12 protein-coding genes are annotated in these 13,391 nt (G+C 53.8%); 6 read left to right on the top strand and 6 right to left on the bottom strand.

Annotated elements, in window-relative coordinates; all coding sequences use genetic code 11:
* Window positions 1–64 precede the first annotated feature (64 nt).
* The 3 genes from J0X12_RS06750 to J0X12_RS06740 all read left to right on the top strand — a co-directional run bounded on the left by J0X12_RS06750 (window position 65) and on the right by J0X12_RS06740 (window position 4,034).
* A complete protein-coding gene (locus J0X12_RS06750; protein WP_207043506.1) occupies window positions 65–1,216 on the top strand; it encodes an acyl-CoA dehydrogenase family protein in 1,152 nt (383 codons plus the stop codon).
* Complete coding sequence (locus J0X12_RS06745) at window positions 1,213–2,268, top strand: acyl-CoA dehydrogenase family protein (RefSeq protein WP_207043504.1); 1,056 nt, start codon at window positions 1,213–1,215, stop codon at window positions 2,266–2,268. Before J0X12_RS06750 ends, J0X12_RS06745 begins: the two co-directional genes overlap by 4 nt.
* 77 nt (window positions 2,269–2,345) lie before the next feature.
* Window positions 2,346–4,034: an N-acyl-D-amino-acid deacylase family protein gene (locus J0X12_RS06740; protein ID WP_207043502.1), complete on the top strand. Its 1,689-nt coding sequence runs from the start codon at window positions 2,346–2,348 to the stop codon at window positions 4,032–4,034.
* 12 nt (window positions 4,035–4,046) lie between these two features.
* Here the strand turns inward: J0X12_RS06740 and J0X12_RS06735 are convergent, their stop codons facing one another.
* Window positions 4,047–4,832, bottom strand: a complete 786-nt coding sequence (locus tag J0X12_RS06735) for a short-chain dehydrogenase/reductase (RefSeq protein ID WP_207043500.1) — start codon at window positions 4,830–4,832, stop codon at window positions 4,047–4,049.
* Window positions 4,833–5,025: 193 nt separating this feature from the next.
* On the opposite strand from J0X12_RS06735, the gene J0X12_RS06730 reads away from it, so the two are divergent.
* Entirely contained in the window at window positions 5,026–5,604 is a 579-nt protein-coding gene (locus tag J0X12_RS06730) for a methyltransferase domain-containing protein (protein ID WP_207043498.1), read from the top strand.
* Window positions 5,605–5,626: 22 nt separating this feature from the next.
* Here the strand turns inward: J0X12_RS06730 and J0X12_RS06725 are convergent, their stop codons facing one another.
* Entirely contained in the window at window positions 5,627–6,955 is a 1,329-nt protein-coding gene (locus J0X12_RS06725) for a TetR/AcrR family transcriptional regulator (protein WP_207043496.1), read from the bottom strand.
* 129 nt (window positions 6,956–7,084) lie between these two features.
* Between J0X12_RS06725 and J0X12_RS06720 the strand changes: the two genes are divergently transcribed.
* Window positions 7,085–7,846, top strand: a complete 762-nt coding sequence (locus J0X12_RS06720) for a glucose 1-dehydrogenase (protein ID WP_207043495.1) — start codon at window positions 7,085–7,087, stop codon at window positions 7,844–7,846.
* An 11-nt stretch (window positions 7,847–7,857) separates the two neighbouring features.
* Here the strand turns inward: J0X12_RS06720 and J0X12_RS06715 are convergent, their stop codons facing one another.
* Both J0X12_RS06715 and J0X12_RS06710 read right to left on the bottom strand, forming a co-directional pair.
* Complete coding sequence (locus tag J0X12_RS06715; protein ID WP_207043493.1) at window positions 7,858–8,667, bottom strand: enoyl-CoA hydratase/isomerase family protein; 810 nt, start codon at window positions 8,665–8,667, stop codon at window positions 7,858–7,860.
* A 28-nt stretch (window positions 8,668–8,695) separates the two neighbouring features.
* Window positions 8,696–9,394 (bottom strand): transglutaminase-like domain-containing protein, encoded by a 699-nt coding sequence (locus J0X12_RS06710; RefSeq protein ID WP_207043491.1) that lies wholly within the window; start codon window positions 9,392–9,394, stop codon window positions 8,696–8,698.
* Window positions 9,395–9,603: 209 nt separating this feature from the next.
* Between J0X12_RS06710 and J0X12_RS06705 the strand changes: the two genes are divergently transcribed.
* Entirely contained in the window at window positions 9,604–11,271 is a 1,668-nt protein-coding gene (locus J0X12_RS06705; protein WP_207043490.1) for a flavin-containing monooxygenase, read from the top strand.
* Window positions 11,272–11,283: 12 nt separating this feature from the next.
* Here the strand turns inward: J0X12_RS06705 and J0X12_RS06700 are convergent, their stop codons facing one another.
* On the bottom strand, window positions 11,284–12,258 hold the full coding sequence (locus tag J0X12_RS06700; protein ID WP_207043489.1) for an NADPH:quinone oxidoreductase family protein: 975 nt from the start codon (window positions 12,256–12,258) through the stop codon (window positions 11,284–11,286).
* A 93-nt stretch (window positions 12,259–12,351) separates the two neighbouring features.
* Window positions 12,352–13,386 (bottom strand): TAXI family TRAP transporter solute-binding subunit, encoded by a 1,035-nt coding sequence (locus J0X12_RS06695; protein ID WP_207043488.1) that lies wholly within the window; start codon window positions 13,384–13,386, stop codon window positions 12,352–12,354.
* Window positions 13,387–13,391: the final 5 nt, after the last annotated feature.

The following is a 13,391-nucleotide window of genomic DNA, read 5'->3' as shown; positions in this document are numbered from 1 at the left end:
CCCGAACAAGAATAAGAAAATAGCCAAGTGAATGAAGGCTATCGATAAGGGATAAAGATTTCCTATGCAGTATTTTAATTTCGACCCTTACAGCCTGCCGCCGGAAGCGGAAGAGCTGCGACAGGAAGTGCGCGAGTTCCTGCACAAAGAATTGGCCGACTACCCGGCCGTGTTGCGGTCCAGGTCCTGGGCCGGCCTTGACCCTGATTTCTCCCGCAAAATGGGTGAAAAAGGATGGATCGGGCTGACATGGCCGAAAAAATACGGCGGCGGTGAACGCTCCTTTTTTGAGCGCTATGCCCTGCTGGAAGAACTCCTTGCATATGGCGCTCCTGTTGGCAGCCACTGGATTGCAGATCGCCAAAGTGGCCCAACTATCCTTCGCTTCGGGACTGAAGAGCAATGCCATCGCATTCTGCCCGGTATCATCAAGGGAGAATCCTTCTTCTGCATCGGCATGAGTGAACCTGACAGCGGATCCGACCTCGCCTCCATTCGCACCAAGGCGGACAAGGTTGACGGCGGATATCTTATCAACGGCACCAAGGTCTGGACTACTGGCGCCCATCATTGTGACTGGATGATTGCCCTCGTCCGGACAAGCCCCCCGTCGGAAAACCGTCATGCCGGCATGAGCCAGTTTCTGATCAACCTGAAACAGACCAAGGGGCTCACCATCGACCCGATCCAGAATCTTGCGGGCGAAAAGCATTTTAACATGGTGGTGTTCGAGGACTTCTTCGTACCTGAGGAAGACCGTATTGGTGCAGAGGGTGACGGTTGGCAGCAGGTAACTGCGGAACTTGCCTTCGAAAGGTCCGGCCCGGAACGCTATATGTCCTCTATCCAGCTGTTGATCGAGTTGATCCGCGAGGCGAAACTCGACCCCAGCAAGAAGGCCCAGGAACAAATCGGCCGCTTGATTGCGCATCTCGCGACCTTGCGGCGGATGTCGATTTCCGTTGCCGGAAAACTTGAAAGTCATTCTAACCCGGCGTTGGAAGCGTCGGTCGTCAAGGACCTCGGCGCTATCTACGAACAGGAAATGCCGGAGATCGCCCATCGATTTGCCCGAACAGAGGCCAGCATGACCGCTGCAACCGATTTTGAACAGGTGCGCGCCTATATCACTCAGGCCGCGGTTTCCTTCTCGCTGCGCGGGGGAACCCGGGAAATTTTACGGGGTATTATTGCAAGGGGGCTCGGCTTACGATGAATGAACTTCGTCAGATTATGGCCGATACGGTCGAGAAGCTGTTCTCCGATCAGGTCACAAAAAACTTAAAGGAACAGGCGGAAGCGGCCGTCTTTCCGGAAAAACTGTCGCAGGCGATCGCTGAAAACGGTCTCTTGCATGTACTGGTGCCGGAAAATATGGGCGGTGTCAGCGGCCAGTTCGCTGACGCGGAAGTTATCGCCCGCGCCGTTGGACGCCATGCGGTACCACTCCCCATTGTCGAGCAGATTATTGCAAACTATCTTCTTGCAGGCGCAGGGATTACACCGCCCGACGGAATCACCGTCTTTGCCCCTGTCCGGGAAAATGAAACCGTCCATCTGAAGGATGGGGTTGTCACCGGAACGGCGACTCGGGTTCCATGGGGACGCAAGGCGGATCATGTTGCCGTGGTCACCGAAGAGGGAATTGCACTGGTCAAGGCAGAGGATTATTCCCTCACCGAAAACCAGAATATCGCGGCAGAACCGCGCGATACCCTCGAATTCAAAGGGACGAAGTCCTTGGCGAGTGGCAACCTTCCCTCAGGAATGACTGTTCATTCTATCTTCGCGCTCGGTGCCATGATGCGTGCGTCTCAAATGACAGGCGCCATCGAATGGATACTGGAGGCGAGCGTCCAATATGCCAATGACCGGGTACAGTTCGGACGCCCGCTCGGCAAGTTTCAGGCCATCCAGCAGAATATGGCTGAGATGGCCGGACATGCGGCCGCCGCCGGTGCAGCGGCGCTCGGCGCGTTTCAGGCGGCTGACTTGGCGGAAGAAGGAGATATCGACAGCACCTTCGAAATCGCTGCCGCAAAAACACGGATTAGCGAAACAGCGGGTGTTGTGACGTCCCATGCCCATCAGATCCACGGTGCCATCGGCTTCACCTACGAGCATGACCTGCATTTCCGGACACGGCGTCTTTGGTCGTGGCGTGATGAGTTCGGCTCAGACAGCTATTGGGCGGACTGGATTGGCGGACATATACTAGAACTAGAGGCCGATGATCTTTGGCCCTGGCTGACTACCCGACCGACATAATAATCAAGAAAGCCGCGGGATACGCGACACATGAGCGGTTAAGGGCACGCAGATGCCCTGCCGCAACAGGGAGAAAAATGATGTCACTCGATCTGAAATTAACAAACGGCACCATCATCGACGGCACCGGATCACCCGGTTATATTGGCGATGTCGGCATTAAGGATGGCCGGATTGTCTCTGTCGGCCAGGTCGACGGGGAAGCAACCCGCGAAATCGATGCAACCGGGCTGGTGATCTCCCCCGGATTTGTTGATATTCACACCCATTACGATGCACAGGTCATCTGGGACCGGATGCTCTCCATCTCGCCCTGGCATGGAGTGACCACGGCGGTAATTGGCAACTGCGGCTTTGGTGTCGCACCAACCCGGCCCGAGCATCGCACCAGCATCATGCGGACCCTGGAAAAAGTTGAGGGAATGTCCTATGACGCGCTCGCCGACGGCCTCGGAGGTGACTGGCCGTTCGAGACCTTCGCCGATTACATGGACGCAATTGAAACCCGGGGCAGCGCCATCAATCTGGCGGTCCTTGCCGGGCATACCCCGATCCGCACTTACGTCATGGGTACCGACGCGGTTGAACGCACCGCTGACGATACGGAAGTATCCAGCATGGCAGACATTGTGCGCGAGGCTATGGAAGCGGGCGCTATCGGCTTTTCCACCTCCCAGGCAACGACACATCATGGCTATGGCGGCAAACCAGTCCCAAGCCGTCTCGCAGATATGATCGAGATGGACAGTCTGGTTGCTGCTGCGCGGCTAGGCGGCGCAAAAATCGTACAGGCAACTGTCGGACCGACCCTGTTCCACGATCAACTCGCGCTGCTCTCACAAAAGCATGATATTCCGGTTACCTGGACGGCCCTTTTGTCCGGCATGTCCGGCCCCGGGTCACATCGCCGCCATCAGGAGACGACACGCCAGCTCCGAGCAAAAGGGGTAAAAATCCATCCGCAGGTCGCCTGTCGTCCGATCAACTTTGATTTCGAATTTAACGAACCCTTCCCGTTCGAGATGCGCCCCCTCTTCAAACAAATCATGGAGGCCGACAGCGAGGGTCGCAAGGCGATCTATCGCGATCCCACCTTCCGAGCCGCGTTCCGGGAAGATACGGCAATCGACGCGCGCAATGCTGTTGCGGGCTGGATAGAGCGCTGTGTTATTTCCATGGCGCCCGACAACCCTGAATGGGAGGAAAAGCCGCTTCGGGAAGTTGCGGTAAGCCTCGGCAAAGACCCGATTGATTTTGCGCTTGATCTCTCGCTGGAAACGGATTTCGTCGCCCGCTTCCGCTTCCCCATCGTCAACTATGACGAGGAGGAAGTCGCCGAACTTCTGCAGGATGACAATCTCATTCTCGGACTTTCCGATGCGGGTGCACATGCAAGCCAGCTGTGCGATGCCTGCTACTCAACCCACCTTCTGGGTTACTGGGTCCGCGACAAGGGGACGCTCAAACTTGAACAGGCCATCCATATGCTCACGCAGAAACCGGCGGAGCTATTCGGGATTAAAGATCGTGGCCTTCTCGCCGAAGGCGCAATGGCTGATGTGGTGATTTTTGACCCTAACACCATTGCGGCCGGCGGGCTGGAGCGTGTTCATGACCTGCCGACAGGCGCCGATCGGTTAATTTCCCCCGCGAGCGGCATTCGTGCGGTGATCGTGAATGGTGAAATGCTGATTGAACAGAATGAAACAACAGTAAACATGGACGCCCTACCCGGAAAATTGTTAAGAAACGGAGTTGCCGCCTGAACGCACAGGGTTTCAGGAAATAATTCCCAAATTACCGCCGTGGCCGCCATCGACATTGATAACGGTGCCGCTGACAAAGGCGGCGCGATCTGAGGCAAGAAATGTTACCACATCGGCGACTTCCTCCGTCTTTGCGGCACGGCCAGCGGGAAGATTGCCGAGATAGCTTTGCCATCTGTCGGAATCGCCAAATTCATTTTGTGCGCGGGTCCGCATCAATGTTTCGATTCTTTCCGTCGCAACCGCGCCGGGGCTGACTGCCAAGACCCTAATGCCATCATTGAGGCTACGTCCGCCCACGGCCCGGCTGAAGGCATTAAGCCCCGCATTGCCCGTCGTCCCAGCGACATAACCAGCATCAAAGCGATCGGCAGCAAGACCCGTCACATTAATGATTACGCCGGACCCGCGGCTCCGCATCGCCCCATAATAGGCGCGGCAAAGGTTAATATAGCCGAAAACTTTCAGATCCCAGGCCTCTCGCCAGCGCGCCTCATCAATGGAGAGAATATCTCCTGCCGGAATGGCGCCTGCGTTGTTAACAAGTATGTCGGGGAGCGATGTTGCTGCCATCAATGCCTCGATGCTCTTACTGTCGCTCAGGTCCAGGGCAGAATAAGTGACCTGGGCTCCGCTCTCACGCGCGATCTCCGATGCGGTTGTGGCAAGCACGTCCTTGCTCCGCGCCACCAGATGCACTGCGCATCCTTCTGCGGCCAGGGCACGCGCCACTGCGCCTCCTATCCCTTTGGAGCCACCAGTAACAATCGCCTGCTTGCCGTTAAGACCAAGATCCATCGTAATCCCCCTTGATTTTTCGGTTTACTATGACATGAAAGTCCATAAATCCCCGAAAAATCGTAACAAATCTTCAAATGGCAGATGTTAACACCCCCTTTCACAAATTAGAGCTTTATGATCTAATCTAAAACAGTCTTTGAGAAAGCGAGTAAACCTTACAACAACCAGGTCAGTAGGAGGGCCCGGTTACGTGAACCAACCCTTTGTTCTGGCCCTGCTGCGCAATCCCCGGCAAATAGGCGCTGTCGTGCCAAGCGGGCAGTCGCTGGCCCGGGCAATGGCATCTGCTGCGGCCCCGACCGGCAAGAGAATTCTGGAAATCGGCCCTGGAACCGGAGCTATCACCAATGCTCTGCTAGCTGAAGGTGCGTCACGCGAACAGCTTTGTCTTCTGGAGCGCGATGACAAGCTGGCGGCCTATCTCACGGCGAAATTCCCGGATGTCCGGGTGATCAATGGAGATGCGCGGTCGATTGCCGACGTGCTCAAGCCGCAAGCCAGTGCTTGCTTCGATATTGTTATTTCCAGCCTTCCACTCCTCAACGTGAAGGAGGTGGATAAGATTAGAATTCTCGAACAGATTTTCTCAACACTCGATCAGCGGGGCATTCTAGTCCAGTATACCTATTCGGCGAAGGCGCCAATATCACCCTCCCTGGCGAACAGATTCGGCGTAAGGGGAGAACGAACTGCGATGGTATTCCGGAACCTGCCGCCTGCAACTGTCTGGAAATACAGCTATCCAAACGGCTATGATTTTCGAAACTAGGACAAGAGTTTCTAGTGCCTGTTCAACTTTCGCATGAATTTCTTTCCTGTACATCTGATGCAATACCGTCGAGGAAAATCGTCGAAACATTCCTGATTAGATCATCCAGGGATTTGTCCTCCTCGTCATCCCAATTTGGATGAAACCAGTTAGCGCTCCAATTCAAGGCTCCCAGCATGAGCTGTCGCATCTGGACAACGTCAACATCCTTACGGACTTCCCCAAGTTCCTGCGCCCGCGCCAAGGTCCTGCTCCAGCTGGAGGTGTATTGTTGTCTGATCGGTCGATGTTTTTCCCTTACATCTTGGGGCAACTGACCATAGATGCGTATATTCATGGCGACAAAATCATTGCGCACAAACAGATACAGCATATGCGTTCGAATGGCGGCAGCGATCCGTCCCACATAGTCAGGAAACGCTGTTTCGTTTTCAAGAATGTAAGTGACGCCTTCGACGATTTCGTTCAACCCACGCGACAGGACATCATCAATGATCTCCTCTTTTGACGAAAAATGGTAATAGATGCTACCGGCCTCAATTCCCGCCACATCAGCAATATGCCGCAAGGTAACACCATCATACCCTTTCTTGCGAAGCGCCTGCGTCGTGGAGAGCAGTATAAGCAGCCGGGTCTGCGCTGCTTTTGACCGCCCGGCCACTTTTGGCGACATAGGCTCAATCGACATGCCATCCATCATGCGCCCGTTCCATTTAGAGCGCTGGTCAAGAATACCGTCAAGAAGCAAGATAACCGTATTATTGGCGAATGCCCGAACCGAAAACCGCTTCCGGTCGAACCATTCCGTCGTCCAGTTAAGGGCCCCGACAATCAATTGCTGAAGCGTCATGACACTCACGTCCGACCTGATTTCGTGGTTTTTCTGAGCGTTAGAAAACGCCTTCGTCCAGAGATTTCCGTAACTCCCGAAAACACGCCGGTGCCGAACCTGCGCTTCTGCGGACAACATTGAAAAGTTGCGCATGATGGCGGCAGTGAATTCACTGCCACCTAAGACCTGGTCCAGATGGGCATATACCATGGCCGCAAATGTCTCACGGAAATTCGCACCGCGCGCTTCATGCTCATTATACACCGAAGACACCACATCAATGACCTGACGACAGCCGAGATCAAACACATCATCAAGCAAGTCTTCTTTTGAGGAGAAATGATAGTAAATGCTGCTGGCCTCTAATCCCGCGTCAGCTGCGATCTCCTTGAGCGTGGTATGGGCATAGCCTTTTTCGCAAAAATGTCGCGCCGCGGTTGCAAGAATGGTTGTGCGCGTGCCATTTGCTTTCCGGCCGCCACGCTTCCTGCCATTTCCGCCCTCCACCTTCAAGTTCATCGATTGAATATACCACGTTAGTGAGAACACTGGACAGTCTGCCAGCCAGTACGATAACGTTATGTCGCCATGACGCTAAGTGCAATCAAGAATAACAAAAAACTTATGTGAAAATAGGGAACTAGAATAATGCGAGGACTTTCAGGAAAGCGTGTCATCTTAACCGGAGGCGGCAGCGGAATTGGGCGCAGCATCGCCCTTCGTTTCGCGGAGGAAGGGGCGGACGTCGCGATCTTCGATCTGGACCTAGACGGCGGCGAGGAAACCATCCAAATGATCAAGGACGCGAAGGGCAAGGCCACCGCGTACAAGGTCGATATTTCAGATCGCGCGCAAATCGATACGGCCGTTGCCGCGTTTGAAAAAGGCGGTCCGGTCGACATTCTGGTGAATAATGCCGGTTGGGACCGGATGGTAACCTTCCTGGAAACTGACGTCGACTTCTGGAAAAAAGTCATCGATATCAATCTCTATGGCCCACTACATATGCACCATGCCGTTCTGCCGGGCATGGTGAAAAATGGCGGCGGCCGGATCATCAATATCAGTTCGGACGCGGGACGTGTCGGATCCTCCGGAGAGGCGGTCTATTCCGCCTGCAAGGGCGGGATCATCTCCTTCAGCAAGACCGTCGCCCGCGAGCTTGCGCGGGCGGGCGTTCAGGTGAATGTGGTTTGCCCCGGCCCAACAGATACACCGCTTTTCGCCGCCGTTGCCGTTGGCGACACGGGAGCAAAAATTGCGGAAGGCTTGAAGCGAGCCATCCCCATGCGCCGTCTGGCCGACCCATCAGACTTTCCGGGGATCGTCTGTTTCCTCGCTTCTGATGATGCCGGCTTTATCACGGGCCAGACAATTTCCGTTTCCGGCGGCCTGACCATGCATGGCTAGCCAAAATCCTTCTATAAAGGACAATCTTTTCGGAAGTTAGGCGCTCGTTTCTCCCTATGAGAAGCAACGCCTTCCTTCACGTCCTCGCTCATGAAACCCAGCATTTCAAAAGCCGTTGACGCATCGAAAATTGGGCCCGCCTGCCGCAGCCAGTTATTCAGCGTGTATTTGGTCCAGCGAATGGACGCCTGCGACCCGTTGGCCAGATCCGTCGCGATCGTGAGTGCCGTCTCCTGCAACTCCTCATCTTCCACACACATCGAGACGAGCCCGATCCGGTCGGCCTCTTCCCCGCTGACCGCCTTGCAGGTCAAAAGATAATATTTCGACTTCGCCATGCCACAGAGGAGCGGCCAGATAATCGCCGCCACATCACCCGCGGCAACCCCCAGGCGCGGATGCCCATCGACAATTTTTGCTGATTTTCCGGCAATGGATATATCGGCAAGAATGCCGACGACAAGCCCTGCCCCCGCCGCCGGGCCATTGATGGCTGAAATGATCGGCTTATTGCAATTGATAATGTTATAGACGAGGTCTTTCGCCTCTTTCCAGGTCCGCATGATCGCATCCATATTACCGGTCATATTTTCGATCATGTCGAAGTCGCCCCCCGCGGAAAACGCCTTGCCCGCCCCCGTCACAATCACGGAATTGATATCCGGATCACGATCGATATCCCGCCAGACATCGGTGATCTGGGTGTGGGTTTCTGCATCAACAGAGTTGAAGGTTTCGGGACGGTTGAAGGTAATCCGGAGAACACGTGGTGCAGGATAGTCAAACTTCAATTTGTGATAGGCGGCGTAACGGTCGGTCATCCCGATATTTCCTCTTTTTTTAATAATATTATTCTGTGAAGGCATCCGGTGCAGTCGGAATTTCGCCCCGTTCTATATATGTGATCATGTTTGGGTAGGCTGCGCGGAAATCACGAAGAAACTGATCGATCGGCATATCCTTGAACACCCCCCGATCATTCACATATTCCATATGTCGCTGATTCTTCTGATCGAATTCATGAAAAAGCGCATCTGATTTGCCGTCAAAATGAAGCGGCTTCACGCCGAAGCGCTCGCAAAGTTCCATATTGAAGGCCGGAGTAATTTTGTAGCTTTTTCCGTCCAGCCAGACCTGTACATAGCCGTGATAAATGAACAGGTCCGTTCCCATCAATTCGGTTAGCTTCGGCGTATTTATATGGTTGCGAACATCCGCGAAACCGAGAGCCGCCGGAATTCCCGCGGCCCGCAAACAGGCCGTCAAGAGGACGGCCTTGGGAATGCAGTATCCCGAGTTTCCTTGTGCAATCTGACTTGCACGATAGGCATCCGGATCCAGGGAAATCTGATAGGGGTCATAACGCAGACCGTCCCGCACCGCCTCAAACAGGCGGACGGCTTTTTCGGTGTCGGAGGCAGTTGTGGCCACGCCTTCTAACGCTGACGCGACAAAGTCATGTACTTCGCGCGAATTGCTGTCGACAAACTCCGCAGGGTCAAGAAATTCTTCCGCCCCAGGCGGAACCGGGTTGTGTTGCGCCTTCATTATTAATCCTTTTTTCGGCGACAAAGCTTTAAGTAGCATCTCATTATCTGATTATTTCCTTCAAATGTCACTGTCAATAAACCCAACGAGGACGCGAAAATGTTCGAAAGTGACTTGTGACAATCGAACTATTGATCTTTAATATAAGAAACTGCTTATCGTTGATTGCGATCCGGCCAGAAAATAATAATCAAGACCAGGAGCAAAACATGGTCCAGAGCCTCACAACGGATTATGAAGTCATTGTTATCGGCGCAGGTGTCGCCGGCATATATCAGATTAAGCGTCTCATTGATATTGGCGTCAAGGCAACAGTGCTCGAGGGAAGCGGCGATCTCGGCGGAACCTGGTATAACAATCGCTATCCCGGCGCACGTTTTGATTCAGAAAGCTATACATACGGCTATTCCTTTTCGAAGGAAGTACTGGAGGAATGGCACTGGAAAGAACATTTTTCGAGTCAGCCCGAAAACCTACGCTACCTCAATTTTGTCGCGGACAAGTTCAAGCTGCGAGACCATATGCAGTTCAATTGCAAGGTTGAAGCTGCGAAATTTGAGAAGAAAAACGCGATCTGGCGATTGCGGGTGAGTGACGGCCGCGTCCTTTCCTGCCGCTTCGTTATCATGGCGGTGGGCCTTCTTTCCCAACCGACATTACCTAACCTTGAAGGCCAGGATGATTTCAAGGGCGAGTCATTTCATACCTATTACTGGCCCCATGACGGAATCGACCTGACCGGCAAGAAAGTCGGCATCATCGGGACCGGCGCAACGGCCATTCAGATCATTCCGGTGATTGCGGAGCAAGCGGGAGAACTCCATGTCTTCCAGCGTCGTCCAAACTGGAGTGCACCGTTGAATAACGACGAGATTTCCGAGGAGGAAATGGCCGATATCCGGACCCGTTATGATGACATATTCAAGGCCTGCGATGAATCCCCGGGCGGATTTCTGCATCGACCGGACCGGCGCTCTTTTTATGAAGTATCACGCGAAGAACGGCTGGCGCTCTGGGACAAGCTCTATGACGAGCGCGGTTTCGGAATTTGGCTTTCCAATTTCCGAGAAATTTTCATGGATGAAAAAGCCAACGCGGAATTTTCCGACTATATCGCCGACCGCATCCGCCAGCGCGTGAAAGATCCTGTCACGGCGGATAAGCTGATTCCGAAGGACCATGGCTTCGGCGTACAGCGCGTTCCCCTGGAAACAAATTATTTCGAGGCCTATAACAAGGAGAATGTCCATTTGGTGGATATTCAGGAAGACCCCCTCCAGCGGGTTACCGAAACCGGTCTGCGTACGATGGCCCGCGACTATGATCTGGATGTCATCATCTATTCCACAGGATTTGACGCCATGACCGGCGCGTTCGACCACATAGACATCGAAGGAGTTGGTGGCGCCAAGTTGAAAGACAAATGGTTTGAAGCACCATCCACATTCCTTGGCATGATGATTAACGGGTTTCCCAATCTGCTGATGCCGAATGGGCCGCAAAGCGGTTCGGCCTCGACCAATTATCCGCGGGGCATTGAATGCGGCGTCAACTGGCTGATGGATTTTTTGCAGTATATGTGGGACCACGGATATGTCCGCGCTGAAGCATCGCAAGCCGCCGAGCAGGAATGGACTGCGGAAGTCGTGGAAATGTATAAGATCATGCTAATGCGGAAAGCCAAATCCTGGTTCACCGGTTACAACTCTAATGTTGTGGGACATGAAGCCGGGCATATCCGCCATCTCGTCTACAACGGCGGCGCGCCTAAATATATGGCCCGTCTGCGGACCGTGGCGGCTTCAGGATATGACGGCATTGATTTTGAGGGCGAACCGGTGAAGCCGGAAGAAAAACCGTTACAGTCGACCGCCTGATACAGGCTGGACCTAGGACAGCCTTACAACCGCCTTGCCGATCATCGCCCGATTTTCAATCTGTTCGAGCGCGCCCGGGACAGCCGCCAGATCATCAAGCGGTTGTGTCGGTACTTTAAGGGCGCCTTTTGCGACGGCGTCAAGAACAACCTCTGCCGCAAGGGCGAGGCGGGCGGGCTTGTGCCAGCGATAATAACCAAGCACCATGCCATGAACGGATCTATTCTTGACCAGCAGCCGGTTGGCGGCGAAGGTTGGGATTCCCCCGCCTGCGAAACCAATAATCAGGTACTGTCCGTCCCAGTCGAGACAATGGGCCGCCGTTTCGGCAAACTCTCCACCGACCGGATCAAGGACAATATCAACGTCCCGTCCCTCATTGGCCTCTTTCACGCGATCGCGCAAATCCGGACCATAAATAAGTGCGGCATCTGCGCCCGCCGCCCGCGCGGCATCGGCTTTTGCGCTATCACTCACGGCGGCAATCACCTTGGCCCCGTGATATTTCGCAAGCTGCACACCCGTGAGCCCTACTCCGCCGGCCGCGCCAGAAATCAATACTGTCTCTCCCGGCTGTATCTGGCCTTTCTCGACCAGCGCCAGCTCTGAGGTCAGAGCTACTGACAAAACCGCGGCGGCCTGCACAGGATCGCATCCTTCCGGCAGGGGGAACATCTCAAATGATTTCGCACAGACATATTCCGCGTGGCCCCCGTCATATACCAGCGCGGCAACCCTGTCCCCGACACTGAAACCTGTCACTTCCGGCCCCAGGGCCGCTACTGTACCGACCACTTCCATACCCGTGGAAAAGGGAGGTTCATGCTTGTTTTGGTGCTTGTTTCTGCTCATCAATACATCGACGAAACTGATCCCCGCGGCGATAACCTGAATTAGTACTTCGCCTTTGCCGGCAACCGGCCTATCCGCTTCCGCAACCTGGAGTGAAGTGGGTCCGTTATACTCAGAGCAGATTAGCGCACGCATTATTTGTCTTTCTTGGGATGTCAGGTAATAGGAAAAGGCACGGATTGTGCCGCTGCTCTCAAGAGCGGCACGGCACAATCCCTGGGAGAAACCTTACTTTGCTTCCGGCGGAATGATATCTTCCGGAACATCGATGCCGATTTCTTTGTAGTATTTATATGCACCGATATGCAGCGGCATATTCATCTGGCTCAAGGCATTTTCTGGAGTAATGACCTTCATCCAGGCAGCTGCCTGTGTCAATTCTGCATTATGCGTGAGAATTGCCTTGGTAATGTTATAGGCATCCTCTTCGCTCATCCATTTGTTGGTACCAAGACCAACCAGCGAGTTCAGGACACGCACGTCGGTTTCATTGACGAGGTTTTCATACAAACCCTTTGGCAACATAATGAACTCACGACCCGGCAAGCTCGACGCAGCTTTCATCTCGTCAGACTCGAGTGCTGAGTCAGGAATACCGAGAATCCGGATAGGTGCGATTGTCGCGAGTTGGGCCATCTGCGGGCTCGGAACAGAAGTTGGAACGAAATATGCGTCAACCTGCCTATCCTGGAAAGCCTGCAATGCAGAATTAAAGTCTAGATTGATAGCCTCATAATCCTTTTTCGGTTCATAGCCGGTTGAACCTTTAATAATCTGCTGAGAAACAGTCCGTGCGGCACCTGAAGGAGGACCGGTAAAGACGCGCTTTCCCTTTAAATCCGCGAACGATTTAATACCGGAATCCGCCCAGACAACCGCATGATATGGCCCGATCGGATAGTTCAGGAGACCACGAAGTTCGCTGAAAAGCTCTTTCGAGTCTTCCATTTTGGCATACATTCTGGTGCCGGTTTTCATGAAATGGTTGATCGAAACAGCGGTCACGAACAGATCAAGATCCTTCTTCGCCGCATCCACAGCCTGACGTGTCGCCGGTGCACCTGTCTGAAGCTGGATTTTATACCCATAGGCCTTTTTCAGAATTTCAATCGCCGCAATGGAGAATGTCGTCGTTGAATTTGCAGCACCGAGTGATGCCATTTTAAACGATTCCGCGGCGCTGGCGGTATGTGAAATCGATAGCGTCGCCACGAGGCCGAGGGTGGCTACCCCCATTGATTTAAGCAAGTTTCTTCTTTTCATTCTTC

It is taken from the genome of Sneathiella sedimenti, from assembly GCF_017313765.1.
Lineage (GTDB): Bacteria > Pseudomonadota > Alphaproteobacteria > Sneathiellales > Sneathiellaceae > Sneathiella > Sneathiella sedimenti.
Note: the sequence above shows the minus strand (reverse complement) of the source record. Positions and strands in the feature narration are given on the sequence as shown.

Coding starts and splice junctions, on each gene's coding strand:
- J0X12_RS06740 (WP_207043502.1), top strand. CDS start 2,346: ATGATGTCACTCGATCTGAAATTAACAAACGGCACCATCATCGACGGC.
- J0X12_RS06715 (WP_207043493.1), bottom strand. CDS start 8,667: ATGACCGACCGTTACGCCGCCTATCACAAATTGAAGTTTGACTATCCT.
- J0X12_RS06750 (WP_207043506.1), top strand. CDS start 65: ATGCAGTATTTTAATTTCGACCCTTACAGCCTGCCGCCGGAAGCGGAA.
- J0X12_RS06720 (WP_207043495.1), top strand. CDS start 7,085: ATGCGAGGACTTTCAGGAAAGCGTGTCATCTTAACCGGAGGCGGCAGC.
- J0X12_RS06695 (WP_207043488.1), bottom strand. CDS start 13,386: ATGAAAAGAAGAAACTTGCTTAAATCAATGGGGGTAGCCACCCTCGGC.
- J0X12_RS06700 (WP_207043489.1), bottom strand. CDS start 12,258: ATGCGTGCGCTAATCTGCTCTGAGTATAACGGACCCACTTCACTCCAG.
- J0X12_RS06735 (WP_207043500.1), bottom strand. CDS start 4,832: ATGGATCTTGGTCTTAACGGCAAGCAGGCGATTGTTACTGGTGGCTCC.
- J0X12_RS06725 (WP_207043496.1), bottom strand. CDS start 6,955: ATGAACTTGAAGGTGGAGGGCGGAAATGGCAGGAAGCGTGGCGGCCGG.
- J0X12_RS06705 (WP_207043490.1), top strand. CDS start 9,604: ATGGTCCAGAGCCTCACAACGGATTATGAAGTCATTGTTATCGGCGCA.
- J0X12_RS06710 (WP_207043491.1), bottom strand. CDS start 9,394: ATGAAGGCGCAACACAACCCGGTTCCGCCTGGGGCGGAAGAATTTCTT.
- J0X12_RS06745 (WP_207043504.1), top strand. CDS start 1,213: ATGAATGAACTTCGTCAGATTATGGCCGATACGGTCGAGAAGCTGTTC.